Source organism: Halobacillus sp. K22, from assembly GCF_052246795.1.
In the GTDB taxonomy this organism is placed as follows: domain Bacteria; phylum Bacillota; class Bacilli; order Bacillales; family Halobacillaceae; genus Halobacillus.
This window is the reverse complement of sequence record NZ_JBQQCN010000003.1, coordinates 122,268-147,262: the sequence shown is the minus strand read 5'-3', so window position 1 is coordinate 147,262 and position 24,995 is coordinate 122,268. Positions and strand designations below refer to the sequence as shown.

26 protein-coding genes are annotated in these 24,995 nt (G+C 41.9%); 9 read left to right on the top strand and 17 right to left on the bottom strand.

The features are described from left to right. Nucleotides 1-220 precede the first annotated feature (220 nt). Nucleotides 221-358, bottom strand: coding sequence for a hypothetical protein (locus ACTWPM_RS03780; RefSeq protein ID WP_443131737.1), 138 nt, complete (start codon nucleotides 356-358; stop codon nucleotides 221-223). 358 nt (nucleotides 359-716) lie between these two features. Next, entirely contained in the window at nucleotides 717-1,253 is a 537-nt protein-coding gene (locus tag ACTWPM_RS03775; RefSeq protein ID WP_443131857.1) for an HD domain-containing protein, read from the bottom strand. 127 nt (nucleotides 1,254-1,380) lie between these two features. Here ACTWPM_RS03775 and ACTWPM_RS03770 point away from each other — a divergent pair, with 127 nt between their 5' ends. Both ACTWPM_RS03770 and ACTWPM_RS03765 read left to right on the top strand, forming a co-directional pair. Beyond that, nucleotides 1,381-2,130: an SDR family NAD(P)-dependent oxidoreductase gene (locus ACTWPM_RS03770; RefSeq protein WP_443131736.1), complete on the top strand. Its 750-nt coding sequence runs from the start codon at nucleotides 1,381-1,383 to the stop codon at nucleotides 2,128-2,130. 80 nt (nucleotides 2,131-2,210) lie between these two features. Next, entirely contained in the window at nucleotides 2,211-2,543 is a 333-nt protein-coding gene (locus ACTWPM_RS03765; RefSeq protein WP_443131735.1) for a hypothetical protein, read from the top strand. 429 nt (nucleotides 2,544-2,972) lie between these two features. On the opposite strand, the gene ACTWPM_RS03760 is transcribed toward ACTWPM_RS03765, so the two are convergent. Continuing rightward, the gene (locus tag ACTWPM_RS03760) at nucleotides 2,973-3,476 is read right to left on the bottom strand and encodes an SMI1/KNR4 family protein (protein ID WP_443131734.1); all 504 of its coding nucleotides are present in this window, start codon (nucleotides 3,474-3,476) and stop codon (nucleotides 2,973-2,975) included. Between the two features lie 280 nt (nucleotides 3,477-3,756). Here ACTWPM_RS03760 and ACTWPM_RS03755 point away from each other — a divergent pair, with 280 nt between their 5' ends. Beyond that, nucleotides 3,757-4,320 (top strand): FAD-dependent oxidoreductase, encoded by a 564-nt coding sequence (locus ACTWPM_RS03755; RefSeq protein WP_443131733.1) that lies wholly within the window; start codon nucleotides 3,757-3,759, stop codon nucleotides 4,318-4,320. A 348-nt stretch (nucleotides 4,321-4,668) separates the two neighbouring features. Here ACTWPM_RS03755 and corA read toward each other — a convergent pair whose 3' ends face one another. Then, the gene (corA, locus tag ACTWPM_RS03750) at nucleotides 4,669-5,619 is read right to left on the bottom strand and encodes a magnesium/cobalt transporter CorA (protein ID WP_443131732.1); all 951 of its coding nucleotides are present in this window, start codon (nucleotides 5,617-5,619) and stop codon (nucleotides 4,669-4,671) included. Between the two features lie 125 nt (nucleotides 5,620-5,744). Here corA and ACTWPM_RS03745 point away from each other — a divergent pair, with 125 nt between their 5' ends. Together ACTWPM_RS03745 and ACTWPM_RS03740 are read left to right on the top strand one after the other, a co-directional pair. Beyond that, complete coding sequence (locus tag ACTWPM_RS03745) at nucleotides 5,745-6,326, top strand: GNAT family N-acetyltransferase (RefSeq protein ID WP_443131731.1); 582 nt, start codon at nucleotides 5,745-5,747, stop codon at nucleotides 6,324-6,326. Continuing rightward, nucleotides 6,319-6,870, top strand: a complete 552-nt coding sequence (locus ACTWPM_RS03740) for a hypothetical protein (protein ID WP_443131730.1) — start codon at nucleotides 6,319-6,321, stop codon at nucleotides 6,868-6,870. The genes ACTWPM_RS03745 and ACTWPM_RS03740 overlap by 8 nt, the downstream gene beginning before the upstream one ends. Before the next feature lie 401 nt (nucleotides 6,871-7,271). Here the strand turns inward: ACTWPM_RS03740 and ACTWPM_RS03735 are convergent, their stop codons facing one another. Then, on the bottom strand, nucleotides 7,272-8,195 hold the full coding sequence (locus ACTWPM_RS03735; protein WP_443131729.1) for a manganese-dependent inorganic pyrophosphatase: 924 nt from the start codon (nucleotides 8,193-8,195) through the stop codon (nucleotides 7,272-7,274). Between the two features lie 140 nt (nucleotides 8,196-8,335). Next, complete coding sequence (locus tag ACTWPM_RS03730; protein WP_443131728.1) at nucleotides 8,336-8,743, bottom strand: hypothetical protein; 408 nt, start codon at nucleotides 8,741-8,743, stop codon at nucleotides 8,336-8,338. Nucleotides 8,744-8,995: 252 nt separating this feature from the next. On the opposite strand from ACTWPM_RS03730, the gene ACTWPM_RS03725 reads away from it, so the two are divergent. Then, nucleotides 8,996-10,306 carry a glutamine synthetase family protein gene (locus ACTWPM_RS03725; protein ID WP_089753135.1) on the top strand — a complete coding sequence of 437 codons (1,311 nt, stop codon included), beginning with the start codon at nucleotides 8,996-8,998 and terminating at the stop codon, nucleotides 10,304-10,306. Nucleotides 10,307-10,340: 34 nt separating this feature from the next. Here the strand turns inward: ACTWPM_RS03725 and rsgA are convergent, their stop codons facing one another. The 7 genes from rsgA to ACTWPM_RS03690 form a co-directional block, all read right to left on the bottom strand. Further along, nucleotides 10,341-11,384: a ribosome small subunit-dependent GTPase A gene (rsgA, locus tag ACTWPM_RS03720; protein WP_443131727.1), complete on the bottom strand. Its 1,044-nt coding sequence runs from the start codon at nucleotides 11,382-11,384 to the stop codon at nucleotides 10,341-10,343. Between the two features lie 206 nt (nucleotides 11,385-11,590). Next, nucleotides 11,591-11,761: a hypothetical protein gene (locus tag ACTWPM_RS03715; RefSeq protein WP_443131726.1), complete on the bottom strand. Its 171-nt coding sequence runs from the start codon at nucleotides 11,759-11,761 to the stop codon at nucleotides 11,591-11,593. A gap of 84 nt (nucleotides 11,762-11,845) precedes the next feature. Further along, nucleotides 11,846-12,769, bottom strand: a complete 924-nt coding sequence (locus ACTWPM_RS03710; RefSeq protein WP_443131725.1) for a VanW family protein — start codon at nucleotides 12,767-12,769, stop codon at nucleotides 11,846-11,848. Nucleotides 12,770-13,108: 339 nt separating this feature from the next. Continuing rightward, a complete protein-coding gene (locus tag ACTWPM_RS03705) occupies nucleotides 13,109-14,155 on the bottom strand; it encodes a Gfo/Idh/MocA family protein (protein WP_443131724.1) in 1,047 nt (348 codons plus the stop codon). A gap of 26 nt (nucleotides 14,156-14,181) precedes the next feature. Further along, nucleotides 14,182-15,162, bottom strand: a complete 981-nt coding sequence (locus tag ACTWPM_RS03700; protein WP_443131723.1) for a Gfo/Idh/MocA family protein — start codon at nucleotides 15,160-15,162, stop codon at nucleotides 14,182-14,184. A gap of 322 nt (nucleotides 15,163-15,484) precedes the next feature. Then, nucleotides 15,485-16,264 carry an ABC transporter permease gene (locus tag ACTWPM_RS03695; RefSeq protein WP_443131722.1) on the bottom strand — a complete coding sequence of 260 codons (780 nt, stop codon included), beginning with the start codon at nucleotides 16,262-16,264 and terminating at the stop codon, nucleotides 15,485-15,487. After that, on the bottom strand, nucleotides 16,254-17,231 hold the full coding sequence (locus tag ACTWPM_RS03690) for an ATP-binding cassette domain-containing protein (protein ID WP_443131856.1): 978 nt from the start codon (nucleotides 17,229-17,231) through the stop codon (nucleotides 16,254-16,256). Before ACTWPM_RS03690 ends, ACTWPM_RS03695 begins: the two co-directional genes overlap by 11 nt. Before the next feature lie 293 nt (nucleotides 17,232-17,524). Here ACTWPM_RS03690 and ACTWPM_RS03685 point away from each other — a divergent pair, with 293 nt between their 5' ends. Next, a complete protein-coding gene (locus ACTWPM_RS03685) occupies nucleotides 17,525-17,779 on the top strand; it encodes a hypothetical protein (RefSeq protein WP_443131721.1) in 255 nt (84 codons plus the stop codon). A 223-nt stretch (nucleotides 17,780-18,002) separates the two neighbouring features. On the opposite strand, the gene ACTWPM_RS03680 is transcribed toward ACTWPM_RS03685, so the two are convergent. Then, entirely contained in the window at nucleotides 18,003-18,188 is a 186-nt protein-coding gene (locus ACTWPM_RS03680; RefSeq protein ID WP_443131720.1) for a hypothetical protein, read from the bottom strand. Nucleotides 18,189-18,423: 235 nt separating this feature from the next. On the opposite strand from ACTWPM_RS03680, the gene nfsA reads away from it, so the two are divergent. Further along, nucleotides 18,424-19,161 carry an oxygen-insensitive NADPH nitroreductase gene (gene nfsA / locus ACTWPM_RS03675; RefSeq protein ID WP_443131719.1) on the top strand — a complete coding sequence of 246 codons (738 nt, stop codon included), beginning with the start codon at nucleotides 18,424-18,426 and terminating at the stop codon, nucleotides 19,159-19,161. A 22-nt stretch (nucleotides 19,162-19,183) separates the two neighbouring features. Then, nucleotides 19,184-19,918 (top strand): NAD-dependent protein deacylase, encoded by a 735-nt coding sequence (locus ACTWPM_RS03670; protein ID WP_443131718.1) that lies wholly within the window; start codon nucleotides 19,184-19,186, stop codon nucleotides 19,916-19,918. A gap of 781 nt (nucleotides 19,919-20,699) precedes the next feature. Here the strand turns inward: ACTWPM_RS03670 and ACTWPM_RS03665 are convergent. The 3 genes from ACTWPM_RS03665 to ACTWPM_RS03655 all read right to left on the bottom strand — a co-directional run bounded on the left by ACTWPM_RS03665 (nucleotide 20,700) and on the right by ACTWPM_RS03655 (nucleotide 24,359). Continuing rightward, nucleotides 20,700-21,917, bottom strand: coding sequence for a cation:proton antiporter (locus ACTWPM_RS03665; protein WP_443131717.1), 1,218 nt, complete (start codon nucleotides 21,915-21,917; stop codon nucleotides 20,700-20,702). Nucleotides 21,918-22,285: 368 nt separating this feature from the next. After that, entirely contained in the window at nucleotides 22,286-23,722 is a 1,437-nt protein-coding gene (locus tag ACTWPM_RS03660; protein ID WP_443131855.1) for an NADP-dependent glyceraldehyde-3-phosphate dehydrogenase, read from the bottom strand. 469 nt (nucleotides 23,723-24,191) lie between these two features. Then, nucleotides 24,192-24,359 carry a YfhE family protein gene (locus ACTWPM_RS03655; protein ID WP_014642969.1) on the bottom strand — a complete coding sequence of 56 codons (168 nt, stop codon included), beginning with the start codon at nucleotides 24,357-24,359 and terminating at the stop codon, nucleotides 24,192-24,194. Nucleotides 24,360-24,995 lie beyond the last annotated feature (636 nt).

The following is a 24,995-nucleotide window of genomic DNA, read 5'->3' as shown; positions in this document are numbered from 1 at the left end:
TAGTTTGATTGATTTGTTCTCCAATTGCTTTTGACCTTTGGACTGAGCGATCTCTTGCTGCCCGGTCTAGCTTTTGGATATAAATCGTAAAAATAAGCACATTGATCCGCATGTTTAACCCTCCAATACTACATAACTAAGCGGTATCCTTCTCGTCGTTTAACCAATCCATAAATTCCATCCTTAGTGTGCTGCTCATAATTTTTCACTCCTTTTAGAATTACATATAATGGATAAAAGATGATTTTCGGTCCAGCCATTGCTCTTCTGCAGACGGATGGTATCCGGGCAACGGCGCATATTTCTCTTCCTGGCGTCTACTTACTTGAATTTTAAAAATAAACAAATGAAACGTCATATTTTCCACCTCCTAAACTTGTGTATTTTTATATCAAAAGGGTAAAATTACCCTATGATAGCATAACAAAAAACCACAGGTCCCCTGTGGCTTCGTTTTAAGCAAACGATATAATGCTTTCATTAAAAAAGCCACAGGAATACAATATGCGTAACCTGCGGCAGTTATGAATAAATTGATGAAAAAGTTTACTCGCTAATTCCTATTTGCGCAGGCCGATGTTCGATTGTCTGGTTTACTGTCATTTTTATGTTCATCATTTATGTCGACCTCGCTTTCAGAAAATTTAGCTTTCAATGGAAATTATATAGAAGGGTTATTTAAAAGTAAAGCCTAATTAGGAAAAAAGTTATACTATTTAACTAGAAAGCTCTCCCCGTTCTTCTAAAGCTGCTTCAACTTTCAGATCCAATTGGTGTAATAATTGGATCGCTTCGCTCTTGTCCATTTGCTTATAGTGATGCAGTCCGGATGGCTGCTCATCTTTTTCATCGGCTACTCTCACCACTTCTTGAAGGTCTGTTCGCTGGGCTTCGAGCGAAAAAGGCAGATAACTGTCTGTATGAAGAAGTACGGCAAGCGATACCTCTTTAGCCACCAGACGGTCTTCCCCGAGCCGGATCAGTAATTTATGAGCGCGTTCTGCTCCTTTAATTGCATGAATATCATGTTTTCGGTATTCTTCGTAGTCCCATTTCCCGTCCCGGTACCACTCATAATGTCCCATGTCATGAAGTAAAGCTGATTTTGTCGCAAGATCCGGATCTACATTGGATTCAATCGCCATATCATATGCATAACCCGCTACGGTGACCGCGTGATGGATGCCTGATCGCTGTAAATATTTCTGTGTAATACGATGTTTAAATACATCGACTAATGTTACGCGTTTGATACGATCACCTCCAATTTTTTAAGATAATACCATGTTCCACCCTGCTCTACAAGCCTTATTCAGTCCATTATCCGACAAAGGTTTACGAATTAATGCATTAAGGTAAAGGGAGGCAGGAGGGATTACTATGAATTTTCATGATGAAATTGTTTTAATCACGGGCGCAAGTAATGGAATCGGCCGTGGCCTGGCTTTATCCTATGCCGAGCAGGGTGCTACCGTGATTGCCTGTGACATAGATGAAGAACATGGCAGACAGCTGGTCGGAGAAATTAGAGAGAACGGCGGGAGCGGTTTCTTTTTTTACTGTGACGTACGCGATCCGAAAAATATAGATGATTTATTCGATGAGATAAAAGCACACGTCGGCACCATCTCGATTTTAATTAACAATGCCGGAGTCAGTTCATTCCAGCCGCTTTTCGAGCTGGATATCGATCAGTGGGATGATGTGCTTCAGACCAACCTAAGGAGCGTTTTTTTATTTTCCAAACGAGCCGGAAAGCTGTGGAAGAATGAAGGAATACAGGGAAGAGTCGTCAATATAGCTTCGACACGGGCTTTCATGTCTGAACCCGATTCGGAGGCTTATGCGGCAAGTAAAGGTGGCATCATAGCACTTACTCACGCTTTAGCTTCCTCTCTATCTAATTATAACATTCGTGTAAATTCCATCAGTCCGGGCTGGATTCAGACAGAGAACTATGAACAGCTTCGAGAGGTCGATCATGACCAGCACTTATCTAATCGAGTTGGAAAAGTTGAGGATGTCGCAAAAGCCTGTTTCTACTTAACTGATCAATCCAATGATTTTGTTACAGGAGAAAATTTGACTGTGGACGGCGGTATGACAAGGAAATTGATTTACAAACATTAACAAAAAAACGGGGAATCAGGTTTAGGACCCTTGACCCCCGGGTAGTGTTAAAGCAAGCAGAGAACATGGAGGTGACAAGGATGGAAGAACTATCATCATATCAATTGCACCTGCACCAACCCTTACAAACCAACCAGGTTATGAAACTCTACAAATTAGTTTCAAGAAGCAATCAGAACGTTTATTTACACCAAAACCATTTGATCGCTGACGGTGGCCACCTGCCAAAGCTTATGTCATTTTTTCTATTAATGGATATTAAAGAGCCGCTTGTTATGATTATTGACGGCGAAGAAGTGGAAAAAACCTTTCAGGAGATTGAAAACTCGTGGCAGGAGAACATCTCAGAGGCTAGCTGCCGGAGAAAGTACACAGATTCTATCATAAATAGCAATACGTCTATATTCGTTTAACCCCCATAGAGATAAATACTTACAGCACGTGGAATATGGATCTTGATCCACTAAAAAGAACTCACCTCCTAAAGGAATTGAGTTCTTTTTTTATGGCTTTGGCGATTTTGTTCACGTAATAAAAGACCAATCGTTCTCCCATAAGTCATCTAATTATATACTCCTCTTTTATTTCGCTTATTTCTAATCTAATATATTTATCCTGATCTTTATTTAACTTGTTTAAAATATCTATTAATGTTTCTTTTGAAGACATTTGGGTTTCAGAGAACATGTATTCAAAGCTATCTCTTAGTACACTCACTACCCCTTCTCTTACTAATAGGCTAGAGTGGTTGGAAAGTTGGTTTAATTTGTCTAAATACCATTCTAAATCCTCTGTATAAAGAAAACTAAAGAGCCCCTCCGTTATTAAAGAATTATCTTCTCCTATAAAATAGCTTCAGCTTCCTCTTTAGTCCAGGTCCACTCGTCTTCCTCGTTTGCTGAAATTAATTCCTTATTCGTGAGGTTCTTAATAAAGTCTCCAAAGCTTGATGCTGCTTTTATTATTTCCTCACTATCCCATTCAATATAAATGACTGCAGGAATCTCTGTAGAATAATCCAAGGCAAACCAATCATTTCCTTCCCCGTTGAATATTAAAATGTTTTTGGGGAGCCCCCATTCCTTAATTATGTATGAACTATCTAATAAGCCCGGACTACCCAAACCATAAATATGGTCAATTTCTAAATCGTCTTCATCTGAAAACTCACCTACGTTAACTGAATTATGTGTAATGCGGCCCCCATTCTGTTTCCGGATTAAATCTTTGTATTCCTCTGGTAGTCTTCTCTTTAGGCTTTTCTCGAAATCTTCAATAGTCTTTGTACCTACGCTACTTAATCTGTAAGGATCATCTTGTGAATCCGTCTTCCAGACTTCAAACATACTTAATACCTCCATCCGTAAGATAATTTTTGGGCAGTCTCTTCCTACATACACATTTTAATGCATACATGTCAACTAATTATTTCCAAATAATGGCAGGAGATTAGAGGTGTACACGTTTAAGGATTGCTAAATAAAGACTAGCTTGCATGGCAATATGATATGCTTTCACGCTGTAATTAAGCAAAAATAATCCCCTATTTCACCTACCTGATTTCTTCCCTGCTTAAAATTCGATATAATGAAAGTGTACCTACTTTTCCTAAGGAGTGAGTTTTCTATGTATGATGTAGCTATTATCGGGTCAGGACCAGCCGGAGCCAGTGCTGCTTTATTTGCAGCGAAATCAGGTGTGAAGACAGTAATGTTCGACAGCGGCAAGAGTATAACAGCGAAAGCATGGGTGGAAAATCACTATGGAGTAAAAGAAATAGAAGGTCCTTCTCTGCTCCAAACCGGTCAGGAACAAGCTGTTAAATTCGGCACGGATCTCGTGAAAGAGGAAGTTGAGCGGATTATTGAAAATGGAGCTATGTACACAATTAAAACATCTGAAGGTTCTTATGATGCAGAACACATTATTTTTGCTACGGGGATGTCCGTTAGATTAGCCGAGTCTTTCGGTTTAGAAACACAGGATGGTCTTGAACCAAGGATAGCCAAAATCATTCAGGTGGATAAAAAAGGCCATACATCTTACCCTAAAGTATGGGCCGCTGGAACCGTTGCCGGAGTTAGTGTCCACACCATCATCACCGCAGGAGACGGAGCACGAGTAGCGGTTAATGTTATCAGCGCCCTTAAAGGTACACGCTACGTTGATCACGATGTTTTGAAATCTTAATCCTCCAGGTCACCTTAGAGATTCCCTATCCCAGCACTCAATAATTCTACTCGTTTTTAGTTTTTTCAAGACAACCACTTTAATATATCCACAAAAAAATCGGGCACTCTTTAGTCACGCCCGGAATGTATAACCTAAAAAAGCTATCCCGTTTTAATTTGGGATAGCTTTTTTAAATTATTTAGTCCGGCGCTCCTGCACGTCAAGAGAGACTTCTAATTCATTAAACACGATAAATTCATCTCCTTTGATTGATGATATTTAAAGTGTAGTCGAATTCAGTCTTTTCTATAACAGTCCGCCGGGTGATTTTCTTTCAGTCTTCAGACGTAAGCCAGTTCAGCCTCTTTAATCGAACCAGCCTTTACGCTTGAACCACGTGAACATTCCTATAGATACACCAATCATAATGATCCAAACGACCAGATATCCATATTGAGTGTCAAGCTCAGGCATGTGCTGAAAATTCATTCCATAGACCCCTACGATAAAAGTCAGAGGCATGAATATAACGGATATAACTGTTAAGATCTGCATCGTTCGATTGGTTTGATGAGAGTTTAAAGACAAATAACTGTCCCTGATATCCTGCGTCATCTCACGGTTCGATGCGATAATATCCGCTACTTTTATTAAGTGATCATGGATATCCGCAAAATATTCACTACGATCACGCACCCCTTCTAAATGGTGTGTGTTCAGTACCCGATAGAGCAAATCACGCATCGGGTGCACAGTCTGTCTCAGTGTAAGCAGTTCACTTCTGCGGTCAAACAGTTCATCCAGCAGTCTTTCCATGGAAAGGTTTTTCGTATTGGATTCAATTTCGTTAATATGATCTTCAATTTCATAAACGATAGGAAAATAGTTATCCACTACTTTATCCAGGATCTGATAAAGTATGAAATATTCATCTACTTTGCTCATATCCTTGCTGCGTTTGAGCAGCCGCTCAGCTATATCAAGCGAAGGAGCAGGCTCTTTGTGAAACGTAACGATGGCGCACTCTCCAAGAAAAATATCGATTTCTTCCCTCTCAAGTTCTTCTCGATTTACGGAATGAAGAACAAAAAATGTATGGTCATCATAGTAATCTAACTTGGGTCTCTGCAGCTCGTGAAGACAGTCTTCAATAGCTAAAGGGTGAAAGTGGAAATAGCTATCCAGCAGCTTAACTTCTTCATCCGTAGGTGATTCAAAATCCACCCAGTACCAGTTCCAGTCGAGTGAGGATAGTTGCTCAAGCGTTAAGTTCTTTTGAAGTCCATCTTTATTCGAATAGGCCGTGACATGAATCATATACTCACCTCTTACATATGTAACTTCTTCTACTCATACCCTGCTGAGAATAAGAGAAAACACTCAACCTGATTCTTCCATTGTGATAGGATAAAACTGAAGAACTCTTAAGGAGCTTGTATACTATGAAAAATTCAAAATTCAACACCCGTTTAACAGGGGAAAAAGTAACCCTGCGCTCCATTCAAGATGAAGATATCCCCCTGCTTTGGGAAAAAATTTACTCAAACGAACAGGAGTGGAAGAAATGGGACGCCCCCTACTACCCTCTCGAACCACATACGCTGGAAAGCTACCGCAGCCATGAGAACGCTCGCAAAGAACGTTTAGGTCCGGATGAGCCGGATTCACGCTTGCTGATCGAGGTAGAAGGTCAAATCATCGGAACCGTGACTTATTACTGGGAGCACAAACCCTCTTTATGGCTGGAGGTAGGCATCGGCATTTATGACCCGTACTACTGGAATGGCGGTTACGGTACAGAAGCATTATCGTTATGGATTGACCATCTTTTTCAATCGCTTCCTATTGTGCGTGCTGGTTTAACGACCTGGTCGAAAAATGAACGAATGATGAAAGTGGGAGAGAAGTTAGGATTAACACTAGAAGGACGAATGAGGAAATGCCGAATTTACGAAGGTGAATTTTACGATTCCATCCGAATGGGCGTGCTGCGAGAAGAATGGAATGAGATGAATCGTGACTAAATTAAAGATTTACAAGGTAACGTCGATAACGCTTTTATTTCTTTCCATCATCTTAACGTATATGTGGTACGATGCCTCAAAGTCTCAGCCTATCGAGTCTTTTGCTGTTCAGGCGTCTTCCTCCGCGGTCAAAGAGCTGCCACGTAAACTCGAAGACGTGAAGCAGACATTTAATTTGTATCATGAGCGAGAATCAGGAGAGCAGAAAAATTTCCAGCTTGACTCTCTGTTGTCGGATCAATTGATGGATTTACATGACCAAACGCGGTTGTTCAACACTGCTCAGAGAAGCAGCCTTTTAAGCGGGCAATGGTTCAGGGAATACACGGAATCCCTCCGGACCTTAGACTTCATTATTACGGACTACTCGGTAGGCCAAACTGAAAATGAGAACAGAAGTGCTGAGCAAGTGGATAAGGAACTAAGTAATCTTATTAGTAAGATTACAAAGATCACTTCTGCTGAGGATTTTTCAGTGGCAGACGAAGACGTATTCCGTTCAGTAACCGGGGAAATACAGAAGTTTAACCAAATCTTCCAATAACCCAACCGCCCCTCTAAATCACCGTGTTGATTATTAAAGAAAAGCTCCCATGCTCATTTTGTGCATCAAGAAGATATCTCAAGTGGCTTCGAGTTGCTGATTTGGCAAGGTCCGGAGGGGGACGATGTAGACTCCTGCGGGATGAACATGATCGGTGAGATCCCGCAGGGCTGTTAAGCCCGAGGAAGCTCAGCACATGCCCGCGGAAAGCGAAATCGTCCCCCGCAGGACCTTCCTCATAACCAATATCTCGAAACTGAGTCTTAAAGTAAACGGCCCTATAGCTTAATAAGTTTTTAAATATAAATGATCTACAAAGTTTAACAGATAGAAAAAAAGACCGCCGAGTTAAACTCGGCGATCCCTGAACGGTCCTTTTGCTTAAGGATCGTTTTTTAAGTTTACGCGAAATATTGATTCAACGGCGGTACGATTTGCTTCTTACGGGAAACTACGCCTTCAAGTACAGCCTGGTTGCCATCTAGAGTCACATTAAACGCCTGCGCAACAGCTTCTTTATTCCCAACCGCTACAACTGTAGAGTTATTCGTAAGGATGTCCGTTACGACCAATAAGAACAATTCTGATCCTTTATCTGCTACAGCTTTTTCCATAGCCTGCTCAAGCTCTGATTTGCGGGCAAGAACATCATCCGTATCCACGGTATTCACCTGAGCTATTTCAACGTTTTTGTCACCCATTGAGAATTCTTTAGCATCAAGGGAAATAACTTCTTCGGCAGACTGTCCGCTGATATCAGCACCTGCTTTTAGCATTTCCAGTCCGTACTCTTCTGCGTTCACGCCTGCAATACCTGCCAGTTCTTCAGCAGCCTGACGGTCCTCATCTGTGCACGTTGGAGATTTAAACAATAGAGAGTCAGAAATAATGGCAGAAAGCATCAGTCCGGCCATCGGTTTAGAGATCTCTTTGTTATTTTCTTTATAAAGTTTGTTTAAAATCGTAGCCGTACAGCCCACGGGTTCAGCACGATAATAAAGAGGCCCTTCCGTTTCGAAGTTAGCAATACGGTGATGATCAATAACCTCCAGGATTTTAACTTCTTCAAGATCTTCCACGCTTTGCTGGCGCTCGTTATGGTCAACTAAGATAACCTGCTCAACTTCGTCAGAAACTTTCTCGACCAGCCTTGGTGCTTTTACGTCAAAATAATCAAGAGCGTATTGCGTCTCTCCACCAATTTCCCCTAAACGGACAGGCTCTGTATCAAAGCCGAGTGAATTTTTTAGTGCGGCATAAGCAATCGCTGAACTAATTGTATCTGTATCAGGATTTTTATGGCCAAAGATTAATGTTTTACTCATTGTCATCTTCCTTTCTCCATGTGCGTAGTTATGTACGTCTTTTACAGTGACGATTATAAGACAAAAATAGCCTCTCGTCCAACTTATCGCTGTAAGATACGATTAATCAACCAACGCACGGATAGAGAATGACATGCTCCCTACCGTTCACTCATTTTATGAATGCTTTTGACAAAAGCGTAACCTGCCATAACTTGGATAACGGTCCCGGCTGAAGGATTTGTTAAGATAATGGTAGGCGTTATGGATGGAAAGGGTAGAAAATAGGGTACAAATAATATATAAAGGGAAGGAACTACCAATAAAGCAATCAAAAATCTATTCATTTTAAATCTCCCTCTAGTATTCCACTCTCTTATCAGCGAGCCTGCCCCCATTAAAAAGCCTACAGGAATGTACGCAGTCTGACTAAATAACAGATACAAATAAAAGCTGTCTGCTTCATTAGCTTTCATTTGTAAATATTGGAATAACAGAGAAGCGATCCATAGATAAATAAATACCATTATTGCCTGTCCAAGAATTACCCAGTACGTACGCTTCACCATTTATCACCTCTACTAGTAAGCATACGATGAGGAGATTCAAATATTTCTAAAAATTTTTTAAATCCGTAAATCCTGTGGCATGACTGAACTGAGAAGGTTTAAAGAGGAAGGATGCGGGGTAAAAGTAAAAAAGATGTTTGAGAACTAATAACACTTTGTGTTAGAATTCCTTACATACACCAACTAAGTGAGGTTCTACTCCAATTCCCTTGGAGCGAAACTCCTCATAATAAATTAAAGAGAGGGTAATGTATGACTTACACGAAAGAAACGATTAAGCAGGAAGTACAAGCACACAAAGTAGAATTCATCGTACTAGAATTTACAGATATGCTTGGGGAAACTAAAAACGTAGAACTCCCTATCGATGAACTAGATATGGTATTAAACGAAGAAGCTATGTTTGACAGTTCTTCCATTTCAGGTTTCTCTGACATCCAAGAAAGTGATATGTACCTTGTTCCAGACTTAGATACGTTCTTGGTTCTGCCTTCCCTGGTAGACGAAGATCAAAGTGCTCGCTTTATTTGCGACATCTATAAGCCGGACGGTACACCTTTCGAAGGTGACCCTCGTTATATTTTGAAACGCGCTATGCAAAAAGCGGAAGATATGGGCTATACCGTTAACGTAGGTCCTGAACCAGAATTCTTCCTATTTAAACTTAATGAAGACGGATATCCAGTTAGAAAGTTCAATGACCGAGCTGGTTATTTCGACTCTTCTCCTAAAGATAAAGGCGATAAAGTGCGTCGTGATATCGTACGCACGCTTAAAAAATATGGTTTTGAAATGGAAGCTTCTCACCACGAAGTTGCCATGGGTCAGCATGAGATTAACTTCCGTTTTGACAACATGCTGAAAACGGCAGATAATATCCAGACATTCAAAAACGTTGTAAAAGATATTGCAACGAACCATGACTATCACGCAACCTTCATGCCTAAACCGATTACTGGCGAGAATGGTTCCGGTATGCACTGCCACCTTTCCTTATTCCAGGACGGCGATAGTGCGTTCTTCGATGAAGATGCTGAAGATGGCGTTTCTAAGACAATGAAACAGTTCATTGCTGGAATTCTTCATCACGCGAGTGGAATTGCTGCCATCACCAATCCTAACGTTAATTCGTACAAGCGTCTAGTTCCTGGATATGAGGCTCCTGTAAGCGTAGCTTGGTCTCACTCCAACCGAAGCTGTATGATGCGCGTACCGACTACGCGCGGGAAAGGAACTCGTTTTGAAGTGCGTAACCCGGACCCAACAGCGAACCCTTACTTGACGCTGGCTGTTCTTATTCAAGCTGGACTTGAAGGTATCCGTAATGAACTGGATGCAGGAGAAGCAGAAAGCCGTAACTTGTATGAAGTTGATGACGACAGTGTACCAACCCTTCCTACAAACTTAAAAGAAGCAATTGAAGCTCTTAAGAAGGATGAAGTTCTTCTCGATGCGCTAGGCGAGCACACAGCGCAGGCTTATATTGATGATAAAGAAGAAGAATGGACCGACTATTCTCTTCAAGTCAGCCAGTGGGAAGTCGACAAGTATATGAACAAATAAAAAGTAATACCCCCATCTAAGATGGGGGTATTTTTTATGAGGGATAAAACTTTCCTTTATTAGGACCATGAAGCATGCGATTCGTTCGATGAGTTCCGTATTGATCTTTCAGCTCCAAACGGTGCAATTCACGTTTAAGTTTATTAAAGCTATTCAGCCGTTCAACTTCAAGCTCTCCCTCTGCAATAGCCTGCTGAACTGCGCATCCTGGTTCTTGCTCATGCTGGCAGTCCCTGAATTTACATTGCTGACTCCAGGTTTCGATATCAGAAAAGGTCCCTTCTATCGTTTCTTGATCACCCCAAAGCTGCAACTCTCTCATCCCCGGAGTGTCAATTACAAAGGCACCTCCCGGTAATTCAAATAACTCCCGGTGCGTAGTGGTATGACGTCCCCGGCCATCGCTCTCGCGGACATCTTTTGTGGCCTGGACTTCTTTATGAAGCAGTCGATTAATTAAGGTGGATTTACCTACTCCTGAGGAACCTATTAAGGATATGGTCTCTCCTTCTTTTACTTCCTCAAGGAGCGAATCCATCCCCTCTCCTGTCATATTATCAACCGCATACACCTGAACGCCAGGGGCGGCACGCTCTACTTGCCAGAGTTTTTCCGAGACCGTATCGCACAAGTCCCGTTTTGTACAAACTACTACCGGTCTTGCACCGCTCTCATACACCTGCTGTACGTATCGTTCCAATCTCCTTACGTTAAACTCTTTCGTCAGAGCCGTAACGATAAATACAGCATCAATATTAGCTGCAATGACCTGCTCTTCATTCCCTGTACCCGCTTTTTTCCTCGAAAGCAAGGTTTTTCTCTGTAGAACCCGGTGGATTAAAGCCTTCGTATCGTTATCATAAGGTTGAAAAATAACCCAGTCTCCTACGGCCGGGTAGTTTCTATTCTCGGTTATTTCATTATGAAAGCGTCCCGATAACGAGCCTGTATAGGACTGGTTTCCCGCTGTAATGCTATAAATCCCATGAGTAGCTCGAACCACACGCCCCGCTTGTTCCTGTTCGTTCATTTGTTTGCTGAAATGCTCATGAAAATCTTTTCTTACGTTCCGTTTCATTTAATTCCTCCTGAGCGCGGAGGACGTCAGAAGTTGATAGGTCCTCCACTGAATAATGTGATGGATGCATGATTAAAATTCTTCATTGTGATTGCCATAAAACATCAACTCCTAACGTGTAATTACTTTTTAGTATAGCAGAAAAAACAACTGAGGGTGCTAAACTTTTTTGTCATGATTATAGAAGCGTCCTCAGATAACCTGCTTTAATCTTCTACTGTCCCGTGTAACATGGAGTAGTATTCCACTTTGTCATCCGATGTGGAAAAGCCATGTTTCCCATTATCATAAGCGATGAGTATATAACCTAATTCACTCTCAAGCTCCATAATGCTTCTTTTTTGTTGTTCTGTCAGTTCTGCTATCTGCCACTCCATATGTTCACTTCCTTATATAAAATTTATTTTTCATGTACGGGTGGTTTCCCTATCTACACCCGACATAATTATAGAGAATAACACCTAATTTACTCTCCGGTGCTCTAATTCGGTTTCTTCCGGCAGTTTCTTTGAAGCCCCTGGTATGTCCCTCGATTCGAAATTAATTACATCTGAGGAATAAACCGAAACACTCATCTGCCCGCCGTATACATTGGCACGGAGCAGTAATGGCTGATTATATATGTTTTTAAACGTGAAGTCAGGTCCGTACCAGCTGACCGTTGCATCCCGGCCTTCCGGTACATAAGGCACTCGTTTACTGTGGGAATAACGCTGTTCAATTTGCACCCCTGCATTGTCTACGGCGTTAAAGATGGTTGAAGAAACCTGACAAATTCCTCCGCCAATTCCTTCCGACACTTCACCTCTGACAATAACCGGGGCAGGCATGTACCCCTTTTCCTTCGTTCGTTTTCCAACCACTTTATTGAAAGAGAATGTTTCCCCCGGAAACACTACCGTACTGTCGATGCTCTCAGCAGCCAGCCGAATATTATGGGTACGCTCTTTGTTATTGGAATTGAAATACGTATCATAATGACCAATTATTTTAGCACGGATACTGGCAAGAACCTCACTGTCTACTTTCGGATGAATGGTGGCCAATGGAACTTCAATTTTACGTTCACTTTGGCTGTAAAGAGAATCATACAACTTTTCAGTAAAGACTTTAGGATCGAGTTTATAACCAGCTTTTTCAGCTACTATTTCACCAGATTCACCTATTTTAGCGTTAATCGGTTCTTCTTTAACGATCTTCCCCACTTGCTCCATAATTTGATCCACTTTAGTATGGTCTGTAAATGGCTGGAGAACTGTATTCATAAGCACATCACCTGGGTGAATGGTAATTATTTCTTTTCCTTGATGCGTGATTGATATATCCCCGCTTTGACTAAATGGAGAAATAAGCAATAAGAAAACAAATATGTTAACTAATTTCATACACGAAACCTCCCACTACTAGTTTGAGTAGAGGATAGGATTTCATGTAGAATTTCTTTTCCTAAGATTTCAACTGCTTGATTCTTATAGAACTAAAAAAAAGAACCATACTCTTCTGAGTACAATTCTTTTCCAGTGACTGCTTTTAGTTATAGTTAAAGCTCAGTTAAAACCCCGCATTCATCTTACAGCTAAGCTCCCGATACTGGGCCGCCCCAGTCTATATTTTGGCACCGGACCCGAGTTATCTCGAAACTGGGTCTTACAGAAAACAGTCCTCTTGTGGAAGAATAAACCTCTGAATAACGAACTATAAAGTTGAATTAGCCTTCACTAAATTCAGTTTATGTTTACAGCTTCTCCCGTTTTTGCTGACTCATAAAGGGCTTGGATAATTTGCTGGATCCGCACACCTTCTGATGGAGTACTTAATGGTTGTTTGTCATGGAGAATACAGTCTATAAAATCATGAATAAGGTATTCGTTTGCATCCCGATTTTCTACATAGGCAGGAGTTGTATCTACCAGGGTGTCGTATTTTTCCTGGAATATTTTTAGTGGAAAAAGATCCGCTCCGCCCTCGTCACCTATAACGGATACTTTTTTGCTGCTCAGCTCTTCTACATTCGCGGCAAAAGTAGATTCAAATATTAGAGAAGAACCGTTTTCAAACGTAATCATTCCCCTCGCCATATCTTCTACTGAAAAGTTTTCATAATCCCATTCACCCATTAAACCTACTCCGGGACGCTGACCAATCTTTTGATAAGTAGCCCCTAAAACCGTTTTAGGCTTAGGATAACCCATTAAATACAAGGCTGTATCCAGCATATGAACACCATTATCGATAAGCGTTCCTCCGCCCTGGAGTTCTTTATTCGTGAATACGCCCCAGCCCGGGATTCCCCTTCTCCGGTTATAATGTGTTTGTGCTGCATAAATTTCGCCTAATTCATGACCATCAATGTATTTCTTTAACGTCTCCACCTCAGGTTGAAAACGGAAATGAAAACCATAGGTTAAAATTTTTCCAGCTTTTTCTGCTTCCAAGGACATCTTCTCTGCTTCCTCCACCGTCATCGCCGGCGGCTTTTCACAAAGCACATGGCATCCAGCCTGCAAAGCTGCAATCGCTTGAGAAGCGTGGAATTTGTTTGGGGTACAAATGCTGACCACATCCAGTTCCTGTTCTTCAAGCATCTGTTGTTCATCTTCATAGGCATAAGGGATAGAAAACTCTTCTGCACATTCTACGGCTTTATCTTTATTATGGTTAGCCACAGCTATAACCTGAACGTCCTGACCATAGCTTTGGTAGCTCGGAATATGGGCACTTCTGGCAATTCCTCCAGCTCCAATAATTCCAATTCGAATGGGTTGTGGCATTTAAATCCTCCTATTAGTACGCTTAATTATTCCTGATAGTAATCTTTCACCAGTTCATCCATCACACGATTGGTACGTAAAGCGGTCTCACCCGTACTTGGGGAGCTTCCTTTACCGGTAAGTTCATCTACAATCTCCTGAATGAGGTGCTTCTGAATATGTTTGGGCCGTTCGATAATAAATTGTTGGGTATCTGATTCCTTAATAAGTGTCACCGGCTTTTCATCAAAGGAGGAAAAAGTGATTTCCCCTTTGGAGCCTACGATTCGGTTGATATCTTCATTTTTGTAAGAAGAAAAATTCCAGACACCATTTCCGAGTACTCCACTCTCAAAAAGGAAAGTTCCGCTTACAATATCCTCTGCCGGGTAAGCTTTCGCTTGATTGGACGCGATTCCTTTTGCCTCTTTAATAGGTCCTAGTAAATAATCAAACAAATCTAATGTATGAGAGGCTACATCATAAAACAGGCCTCCGCCGCTTACTTCAGGCTGAACTCTCCAGGGTAGGTTATTGTTCTCGTCTTTTTGCACTAGTTTTTGTGTCTGCTGGATGGAAACAAAACGAATGTCTCCAATCTCTTTATTGTCGAGAAGTTCTTTTACTTTTAAAAACCGAGGCAGAGAACGTCTGTAAAAGGCTACATATAGAGGGACTTGCTGTAGGTTGCAGGCTTCGACCATTTCCTTGCACTCCTCGACATTCAGAGCCATTGGTTTTTCCACATATACCGGTTTTCCTGCTTCAGCTGCCTTCAGGGTGTATTCTTTATGAGAAGCTGGAGGAGTTGCGATATACACAGCATCCACTTCAGGATCGTTGATTAAATCTTCAGCTTGATCATACCATTTCGGAACACCGTGACGTTCAGCGTAATCCTTCGCCAGGTCTCCATTCCTCCTCATAACCGCCGTCAATGAACTATTTTCTGCTAATTGGAATGCAGGCCCACTTTTCACTTCGGTGACATCACCACAACCGATGATTCCCCATCTTACATTTTTCATTTTTTAGTCTCCTCTTCCGAAATATAGTATATCTTTTTCACTCAAACCTTTCTCCTAAACCCATTGTTGAATGATGTGAGGATTGGCGTGCGTTTATGTAGAATTCTAGGGAGGACTGGATCAAGTGTATCAGGTGAGAACTTAATCAAAAAGCAAAATTCCAGGTGAATATGGAATGGTTAAAGAGGATGAGCACGTATGTAAAAGAAGGATGAAATTCCTAATAGGAATAGGAGGAAGGGATAAAACAAGAAAAGAGCAAAACCCGTCAAAGGCCTTTGCTCTTTCTTGCAACTTTTCATATGTCAGTCTGGTAATTTCTTTAGCCGCGTGAAACAGCCTTCTTAGCTGAAACAGCGGCAAAGGTAATCGTAATGGTGCAGGCAATAACGATAGCAATAACACCCTGCATTAAGTCCCAGAAAATCCATCCATCAATTAAGACCGTCCGCATACTTTCGAAAATATACGTGGTCGGGTTAATGGTAGCGGCTACTTTAAGCCACTGGGCTTCAATTAACTCGTAAGGGACAAAGGTAGTACTTAAAAAGATCAGCGGGAAGAAGATAAACGTACCTGCCTGAGCTGCCTGTGCATTCTTCGTACGAAGTGCAACTCCGGCAGAGTAACCCGCAAATGCAAGTCCCCATCCGATCGCGATTAATAATACAAATAGAATACCACCAAAGCCGGTTACAACTTCCAGTCCCAATAGAAATCCAATGCCGATAATTAATAAAGTCTGGATAAATAACTGCAGCATTCCAGCAATGATAGGACCAAGCACAATGGCCAGTCTCGAAGCAGGGGTAAGCAACAGTCTGGAGAAAAATCCGTTCTCAATGTCTTTCACGATTCCCTGTCCAGCTCCCCCTGCTCCTCCGATCGCAGCGGACACAATGGAAACAGGCAGGATGAAAGCCAGGTAATTAGCTCCTTCAAACGTAGGAAGCTGAGAAATCCCGCTTAATCCCCCTTCATAAACTAATAAAAAGAAAGCGGAAATCATTAAGTTTGGAATAAAAGAAAACGGGTTCCTAAGCGTTGTCTTGATATTTCGAAGTGTGATCAACCATGTATCTTTCCATACGCTATTCCCCATGAACTTCTCCCTCCTTTTCAGCCTGTTCACTTGTAATTTTCAAGAATATGTCATCAAGGGTTGGTGAAGATAAATTAACAGTGGCGACCTCAATATCCTCTTGATCCAGCATCCTCACCAGCTCTAACAATTGCTTCGTGCCATCTTCTACATATACGGTCAGCTTACGATTTTGTAAAATAACATCGTTTGCATTCATATGCTCTTTTAAAATTGTTTCAGCCTTTTCTTCTTCTTCCCTCGTTGAAAAAGTAAAAGCGATCAGGTCATTCCCAATTTGAGCCTTAAGCTCTTTTGGTGTTCCAGTAGCAACAATTTCCCCATCATTAATGATACTGATGCGGTGGGCCAGGGAATCAGCTTCCTCCAAGTACTGAGTAGTAAGGAAAATCGTTGTTCCATTCTCTTCATTTAATCGACGCAGCTCTTTCCAGATCGCCATTCGATTGGAAGGATCCAGACCTGTCGTCGGTTCATCTAAAAATAAAATCTTCGGCTCGTTTACGAGCGTTAGAGCTAAATCCAGCCTTCTTCTCATTCCGCCTGAATAGTTACCAATTCTGCGTTCCGCTGAATCTTTAAGCTGTACGATATTCAGCAGTTCTTCCGCTCTAGTTTTAGCATCGACTTTTGAAAAACCAAAGATATTGGCTTGAAGTTCTATCATTTCCCGTCCTGTAAGATCCGGGTCCACTCCTGTTTCCTGGAGAGCAACCCCAATATATCTTCTGACCTTCTCCGGCTCTCTAATCACATCGTGCCCGGCTACGGTTGCCTTCCCGCCTGTTGCGTTGATTAAAGTGGTCAAAATTTGCACCGTTGTGGATTTGCCGGCCCCGTTAGGACCCAGAAATGCAAAGAATTCTCCATCTTCCACAGTAAATGATACATCTTTTACCGCCTGCACATTTCCCTTCTTAAAGGTCTTAGATAAATGTTCAACTTCAATCTTCCCATTCACGGCCATCACTCCTACTAAAATTTTCGGCACTAGTGTCAAAAAAATGCTTACCTTTAAGATAACGAAATTCCACAACAATTTCACCCCCTTAGCATTCCCAGTGACACATTGAATAATTTTTACATAGAATTAATAATCCTTCCGTTTAACCGGCATATAAACTGGGAATTATTAAGTTCGTGTAAAAAACAAGAAATCCATCAATACTAGACATGATTCCCTGTTGCTACGGGGTTTTGAGGGTGATACGATGAATAAAATCACAAATTATCTGAAAATAAATTCAAGGAGGTGAGCCGATGAATTTGGAAATGCTGCAAACTTATACGTGGATGGCTCCGAGCTTAACCATCATTTTACTGGTGACTTTAATAGGGTCATTTTATAGCTTCAAACAGCAAAAATTCAGTTTGATGATCGCAACCGGTATGGTTCAGACCGTCCTGAGTCCTCTCCTACCTGCAATGGCAGGGGCTGTCGTGCTGGGACTCGGAATCCTACAATTTTATATGGGCATAGTGAACTCGCGCAGTTCTAAGAAAAGCCAAAGCTGAAAGATGAGTATCCTAAAGATACATCATCTTTTTTGTTTCTTGAAAGGTCTTTTACACGGGTATATTCTGAACTTCACCACTATTAAGGTCCTTTAATCGGGCTGTGTTCAATTGAAATCACGGCGTAACCAGTTGGGATTGTACACTTTTCATCTGCAATTATGGCAAATTTTCTATAACATGCCTTAATTGCGCCGTTGGTACACTCAATTACGTCGTCAATTCACTCGATTGCGCCGTCAAACCACTCGATTGCGCCGTCAAACCACTCGATTGCGCCGTCAAACCACTCGATTGCGCCGTCAAACCACTCGATTGCGCCGTCAAACCACTCGATTGCGCCGTCAAACCACTCGATTGCGCCGTCCGTGCACTCAATTGTGCCGTCACCATCCTCAATTAACTCCACTTCAGTGGTGTCATCCCTCCCGCGGAAGGAAAATCTCCACCCCTTTCACCAAGCCATTTCTCATAATCGCGTCAGTAACAATAGTGCACTTTAGTTTAACGACCGCTTGTGAAAACCCATTAAACAACTGTTACGTGAGGCTAGCATTGAATTCAATCATTATTCAAAGCTGATAGAATCTGTTACCTTATATTTATGCAAACTTAACTTACAACTACCTTCAGGAGGCATAAATATGAACCAGACTATTGAAACGATATTGAACCATCGGTCGATTCGTAAATTTAAAGACATTCCATTAACTGATGAACAATTAGATACGATTCTTTCAGCTGCCCAGCTGGCCTCAACTTCAAGCTATATGATGGCATACAGTATTATCGGGGTCACAGACCCAGAGAAAAAAGAAAAGCTTGCTGAAATCACGGGGCAAGAATACGTTAAAAAGAATGGTCACCTTTTCATTTACTGCGCGGACCTGCGCCGGCCGACCAAGATGGCATCGGAGGAAGAATATGAGCAGATGCTCCCTAACCTTGAAAACAGCGAGCATTTTCTAGTATCCTCTATAGACGCTGCTTTAGCTGCTCAAAATGCAGCCATCGCTGCAGAATCGATGGATCTTGGTATCTGCTATATTGGCAGTATTCGCAATAACTTAAGCCAGGTAGATGAACTTCTTTCCCTGCCGAAGCATGTCATTCCTCTTTTTGGAATGGTCGCGGGTGTACCCGATCACCAGCCAGAGCGTAAACCACGTCTCCCGCAAAAAGGGATATATTTTGAAAATGAATACAAAGAGTCCACTCAGGCTGTAGAAACATTTGATGCCCGTATTAAAGAATATTATCAATCCAGATCCAGCAACAAACGCATTGACTCCTGGACGGATCAGATGCTTCGCCGTTTTACTACACCTATGAGAATGGATGTCACTGATCTTGTGCAAAAGAAAGGCTTTAATAAACGATAAAGAATAATGGAGCGTGATCAACATGTTGAAAGACTTGGCTTCCAAGCTTAAAAAAGCAAATTCTATCGTAGTCCTGACGGGGGCCGGGGTTTCCACAGCAAGCGGTATCCCTGATTTCCGTTCCAGTGAAGGACTGTGGTCGGAGGATGAAAGCCGAGAGTATTATATGTCCAGTGATTATTTCTATCACGATCCAGTAGATTTCTGGAACAAATACAAAACCATTTTTCAAATGAAACTGCTAAAGGATTATACACCAAATCCTGTCCATCAATTTATTAAAGAACTCGAATCAGATAAAGACAATGTAACGGTCATTACTCAAAACGTCGATGGCCTGCATTTGGCAGCCGACAGCAGTCATGTCATTGAGTATCACGGCACGTTAAATCAAGCCAGCTGTCCAGAATGCGGGGAATCGTACTCCCTGGATTATGTGATGAGTACTGAAACACCCTACTGCCAAAACTGCGGTGCTGTACTAAAACCGGATGTCTTATTGTTCGGTGATATGATCACGGCTCATGATGAATCAGAACAGGCTATTCAAACGGCGGATTTCCTGCTTGTCATGGGGACCTCTCTTATGGTCACTCCTTTCAATCTTCTGCCTCATTACGCCAAGCAGGAAGTTGGTATAGAAGCAGCCTTAATTAATAGGGAGCCAACCGTTAAGGACCGGTTATTTGATTATGTAGTCCATGATGATTTATCTGCATCTATTGAGAAACTAAGAAGCTATCTTTCTTCTTTATAACGGTAAAATGAAGACCAGCTCCTACCATCTCGGAGCTGGTCTTTTTCATTTCATTTTTAGCACACACGATAGCAGTACCCCACCAAGTGACTGGAAGCTTTTTAAATTAAATTCCCTTAAATTTTATAGTTGATTTTTCATAAGAGCCTTATTACACAATAGGGCCGAATAGTTGAAGACTCGAATTCGAGATATTGGGTTAGAGCGAAGGTCCTGCGGGGGACGATTCGCTTTCCGTGGGCATGTGGTAAGCTTCCTCAGGCTCCGCCTTCCGGGATCTTACCGATCATGTTCATCCCACAGGAGTCTTCATCGTCCCCCTCCGGACCTTGCGATAATTGTGTCTCGAACTTCTTTGGAGTAGAGCAATATTACGAGAAAGAGATAACATTCTGAACACATTGGTTTTGTTGCGTTACCACGTGAATGAACCTGCTATAGAAGCATTTGAGGCAGATTTACCATGTCTTCTTTTTCCTATAGAAGGGTCCGTTCGCCAGATATCGCTGGGTGGGTTGGGAAATGACGAGACTCCCGTGGGAGAAGGAGCTAGGCGAGACCCCACAGGGAGTGATAACGACTGAGGAGGCTTGCCAGTTCCCCCACAGGAAAGCGAGTTATTTCCCCACCAACCCTTTTCCATTTAGAGTAACGGGCCCAATTATCTCGAAACTAAGTGTTCCACAAACGGGAGCTTTACCTTAAAATCAGCACGGAAGTTTAACGGAGCCTGTAATTAAAAAGCTCACCAGTTCTTGGAGGCTGGTGAGCTTTGATGAAGCTATGCTTTTGTGATACCTAATCGCTGAATCAATGGTTTCAGGGTGAGGCCTTGAACAATAAGTGAGAACAGTACCACACAGAACGTAAATAGCAGTACCTCTTCTCTTCCACCAAAGTCCTGTGGCAGACTGAGGGCGAGTGCAATGGACAAACTTCCTCGCAGTCCTCCCCAATTTATAAGGATTCTTTCTTTGGCATTTAAATCTTTAATCCATCCCGTACTAATGTATAAAGCAATCGTTCTCCCCGCAAGGACAATGAGAATCGCTGACAGAATCAGCATCCACTGTCCCGTAAAATCGATATTTCTAATTTCGATGCCAACCATTAAGAAAATCAACGAGTTGGCAAGCAGGGTAATCACATCCCAGAAGGTGTTGATGTTTGTTTTAGTCTCTTTAGACATGCCGATTTTTGCTCCGTAATCTCCGAACATAAATCCAGCCACTACCACCGCAATAACACCAGATGTGTGAAAGTGTTCGGCAATGAAATAACTCCCGAAAAACAACAGAGCGCTGAAGGCAATCTCAAGCGGGTAATCATCGAATATACGAATGATTTGAGATAATATAAATCCAAGAATCAATCCGATCAATGCGCCACCTAACGCAAATTGTAAAAATAGCAGCACACCGCTTCCCAGACCGGCCCACCCCATCTCGATATAGGTGAGCAGGTAAATACTCGCAATTTTAAATAACACAACCGCTATCCCATCGTTAAACAATGATTCGCCTTCCATAACGGTCGATAACTTTTCAGGTACACCTAACGATTTAAAGATCGATAATACACTAATCGGGTCAGTCGCACTCATTAAGGCAGCAAAAGTGAAGGCCACGGCCAGAGGCAGATCAAGCAGAAAGTAAGCCCCTCCGCCAATCACCAGCCAGGATATAAATGTTCCGATAAAGGCGAGGCCAATCACAGGCTTCTTTTGCTGATAAAGGTGGTGGAACGGCAGCTTCAAGGTAGCGTCACCTAGTAAGATAGGTAGAAACAAAGAAATGACAGTTGCCTGGAAAACATCAGACTGAGTTATGTAAAATTCGGCTTCTTCAATAATCGGAAACTCTGTTAAACCTAAAACCAGCCCGACTAGTACGAGTGCAATGGAATAAGGTTCTTTCAATAATTTTGCAATTCCGATTACGGTGATAGAAATAGCAAGTAAAATTAATATTTGAATAAAAGCATCGTGGAATTCGTGCATGTTTACCCTCCCAATTTATGTATTTCTATAATATCGTGTCACATTATCCCTATTTTTACTATAGTATCCTGCACGAAGCAGGAAAGCGACTTGTTTCCATAACCGCCCCCCTCAACTTTTCGACGACGAACCCGAGACATCTCGAAACTGATTCATCAACAATCAGGACCGATAGATGAATAAATTGCTTATTGTTATTCTTGAACAATTTATCTATTAGTATCCTCAATGACTGAAGCCTAAACATTCTATCTCTCATCGTTAGGTCGTCTGCCTGATGTTTATTTTTCATAAAACCGGCCCGAAAGGTTTAACTAAACCCATAGAAAAAAGGTGCCGAGAAATTCTCGGCACCTTTGTCCATCTACTTACATATTAATAACAGTTACTTTATCACGTACAACAGATTCAAGGCTTTCACGAATACCTTGCACCCCAAGGCCTGAGCCTTTAACACCAAGGAATGGGAAGTGATCCGGGCCTCTTTCTGTTTTAGCGTTAAGCTGAACGGTTCCTACTTCCAGCTTCTGTGCAATTCCGATCGCTTTATCCATATCTGTAGAGAAGACACTTGCCTGAAGACCGTAGTCGGATTCGTTCGCCAGACGGACGGCTTCTTCAGTGTCAGCCACTCGGATAATTGGGAGGACAGGACCGAATGGTTCTTCCCAGGCAATCTTCATATCAGGGGTTACGTGATCAAGCAGGGTAGGATACAGCAAGTTCCCCTCGCGCTTGTCTCCTGTAACGACGGTTGCGCCTTTTTCTTTCGCGTCATCGATGAGGCTTTGTACATAATCCGCACTTTTATCATCAATTAACGGTGTAACGGTAGCATCATCTTCCGGCATACCGACTGAAAGACCATTGACTTGATCAGTAATCTTGCTGACCAGTTCATCTGCTTTTTCATTTTGAACCAGTACACGTTTGATCGCTGTGCAGCGTTGTCCAGAGTAGCTATAGGCACCGGCTACAATTTCTTTCGCAGCTTTATCCAAATCAGCATCTTCAAGAACAATCGCTGGATCTTTCCCGCCAAGCTCGAGCACTAACGGGATCATGGAAGACAGATCCGCAATGTGACGGCCAGTAGCTGTTCCGCCAGTAAAGGTGATCATGTCCACTTCGGGATGCTGGACAAGGAAGTCACCTATAACAGAACCGCGGCCAGTCGCTACTGTTACCAGTTCAGACGGAAGACCAGCATCAATCAGCGCCTCGATTAACTTAATTCCACTGATTGCTCCCTGGGTCGCAGGCTTAAAGATTACACTGTTTCCCTGCATTAATGCCGGTGCAATTTTAGACGCGGAAAGGTTAACAGGGTAGTTAAAAGGTCCAATAGCGAGAATCGTACCACGCGGCGTTTTTTCTGCAAGACCAATTTTATTTGGGTTCCCGCCTTTAAAGCCGTCTCCTCGTTTTACATCGCCATTTAAACGGAATGCCTCTTCTACCGTATAGCGGATATATTCAGCGGTACGTGAAACTTCTGAAATGGCGGAACTTCGTTTCTTAGCCACTTCGAGCATAATGGATTCGCCGATTTCTTCCTTGCGCTCTTCAAGTATTTCCGCCCATTTTTTAAGTATTTCCCCGCGTTCCTGAATTGATTTCTCAGCCCATTCAGACTGAGCGGCTACCGTCTTCTTAATAGACGCATCAAGCTCTTCTTGAGAAAGCGATGGAATATGTCCGATCGTTTCACCTTTGTGAGGGGACGAAATCTCAACGCTTTTTCCAGATTCACTTACATTCCATTCCCCATGAATTAATGTTTTTACGGTTTGTTCTGTTTTAATTGTCATGATTGTACTCCTCCCAATTGATCTCAAACGAATCCTATTTCCAGAACCGCTCGTTTGAGTTTTTCTTATAATTACTCCTATATTTCCACTGGAGTGAATAATATCTTTTTTTTTGAATAAGACCGGAATTCAAATTACCCAGAATATTCAGAAATTTCTGCTTCCATATGGGATCGATTCCAAAGATCTATCTCATTCTTCACATCTTTTTAAGATGGACATCATCTGTTCAGCACTGTAAACTTTTTCAAGTTTATGCTTTAGAGCGATAATGTGCGCTCTGTTTTTATTACTATAAGAGTTCTGACTATTTTTATCAAGTGTTCAGACTCCTGATTTCTCGGGGTTTTTCAAGGAAGCGTTTACATTTTGAGGGGTGAAAAAGCACGTAGAAAAGCTCAGGCTGTGGGGTTCTCTCCCTCCACTACCTGAGCTTTTTCAAACCAATATTTTTTTCAAATATTTATTGCTTTAATTTAGGATTTTCTTGTTTAGCCTGCTCAACTCGAGGTTTACGATAACCTCCAGCGATATCTGCTTGTTTAAATTCTTTTGCATAGGCTACTTCCTGAGCATCTGAAAGTTTAAACCCACTTCCACCGATTGGTTGATACTGTGAATTACGTGCCATTTTGTACTCATCCTTTCTCTAGAAACTGGGTTACACTAAAAGAATTACCCTGCCGTAAGAAAGAATAAACATGTAAGAAAACATAAAACATATTTACTCCTGCCGACCCTTTTCACACCAGCAATTTTTATTTATACCTCGTCTAGGAAAATAGTAACATTTCCGCTTGATGAAGCATGTATTGGATATACCGTTCTACTACGTCCCTTATCCTGCTAGCAAGCACTTAAACTTACTGTAAATGAGCAGACTATTTCTGCTTTTTTATTTCGCATGGTATAACAATAAGCGTAGTACAAAATAATCACCATCCAACAAATTCCATAATAGGAGGCCGACAATCATGAGCAGCAAACGTGTATTAGCGGACTTGTGCATGCGACTTATAAAGATCAAACTCCTATTGTTCAAGGAAAAGCCGTCGCCGCTTTTACAGATTCAGAAGAGATTGGCATGGAGCTCGATCTTTTTAAGCCTTTCATGCTTGAAACAGAACTCAAGGAGCTCGATGCTCTTTTTTCTAAGGGAAAAAAAATTGGACGTCACATGCCGTACGAGACGGTAATTTAATCACTGGGCAAAATCCAATGTCAAGTGAACGCGCTGCTGAATTGATGGTCGGAGCTCTTGAAGAAA

Bases quoted from the DNA above. Each gene is read 5' to 3' on its own strand.
- ACTWPM_RS03780 (WP_443131737.1), bottom strand. From the start codon at position 358: ATGACGTTTCATTTGTTTATTTTTAAAATTCAAGTAAGTAGACGCCAG.
- ACTWPM_RS03770 (WP_443131736.1), top strand. From the start codon at position 1,381: ATGAATTTTCATGATGAAATTGTTTTAATCACGGGCGCAAGTAATGGA.
- ACTWPM_RS03765 (WP_443131735.1), top strand. From the start codon at position 2,211: ATGGAAGAACTATCATCATATCAATTGCACCTGCACCAACCCTTACAA.
- ACTWPM_RS03760 (WP_443131734.1), bottom strand. From the start codon at position 3,476: ATGTTTGAAGTCTGGAAGACGGATTCACAAGATGATCCTTACAGATTA.
- ACTWPM_RS03755 (WP_443131733.1), top strand. From the start codon at position 3,757: ATGTATGATGTAGCTATTATCGGGTCAGGACCAGCCGGAGCCAGTGCT.
- corA (WP_443131732.1), bottom strand. From the start codon at position 5,619: ATGATTCATGTCACGGCCTATTCGAATAAAGATGGACTTCAAAAGAAC.
- ACTWPM_RS03745 (WP_443131731.1), top strand. From the start codon at position 5,745: ATGAAAAATTCAAAATTCAACACCCGTTTAACAGGGGAAAAAGTAACC.
- ACTWPM_RS03735 (WP_443131729.1), bottom strand. From the start codon at position 8,195: ATGAGTAAAACATTAATCTTTGGCCATAAAAATCCTGATACAGATACA.
- ACTWPM_RS03730 (WP_443131728.1), bottom strand. From the start codon at position 8,743: ATGGTGAAGCGTACGTACTGGGTAATTCTTGGACAGGCAATAATGGTA.
- ACTWPM_RS03725 (WP_089753135.1), top strand. From the start codon at position 8,996: ATGACTTACACGAAAGAAACGATTAAGCAGGAAGTACAAGCACACAAA.
- rsgA (WP_443131727.1), bottom strand. From the start codon at position 11,384: ATGAAACGGAACGTAAGAAAAGATTTTCATGAGCATTTCAGCAAACAA.
- ACTWPM_RS03715 (WP_443131726.1), bottom strand. From the start codon at position 11,761: ATGGAGTGGCAGATAGCAGAACTGACAGAACAACAAAAAAGAAGCATT.
- ACTWPM_RS03710 (WP_443131725.1), bottom strand. From the start codon at position 12,769: ATGAAATTAGTTAACATATTTGTTTTCTTATTGCTTATTTCTCCATTT.
- ACTWPM_RS03705 (WP_443131724.1), bottom strand. From the start codon at position 14,155: ATGCCACAACCCATTCGAATTGGAATTATTGGAGCTGGAGGAATTGCC.
- ACTWPM_RS03700 (WP_443131723.1), bottom strand. From the start codon at position 15,162: ATGAAAAATGTAAGATGGGGAATCATCGGTTGTGGTGATGTCACCGAA.
- ACTWPM_RS03695 (WP_443131722.1), bottom strand. From the start codon at position 16,264: ATGGGGAATAGCGTATGGAAAGATACATGGTTGATCACACTTCGAAAT.
- ACTWPM_RS03690 (WP_443131856.1), bottom strand. From the start codon at position 17,231: ATGGCCGTGAATGGGAAGATTGAAGTTGAACATTTATCTAAGACCTTT.
- ACTWPM_RS03685 (WP_443131721.1), top strand. From the start codon at position 17,525: ATGAATTTGGAAATGCTGCAAACTTATACGTGGATGGCTCCGAGCTTA.
- nfsA (WP_443131719.1), top strand. From the start codon at position 18,424: ATGAACCAGACTATTGAAACGATATTGAACCATCGGTCGATTCGTAAA.
- ACTWPM_RS03670 (WP_443131718.1), top strand. From the start codon at position 19,184: ATGTTGAAAGACTTGGCTTCCAAGCTTAAAAAAGCAAATTCTATCGTA.
- ACTWPM_RS03665 (WP_443131717.1), bottom strand. From the start codon at position 21,917: ATGCACGAATTCCACGATGCTTTTATTCAAATATTAATTTTACTTGCT.
- ACTWPM_RS03655 (WP_014642969.1), bottom strand. From the start codon at position 24,359: ATGGCACGTAATTCACAGTATCAACCAATCGGTGGAAGTGGGTTTAAA.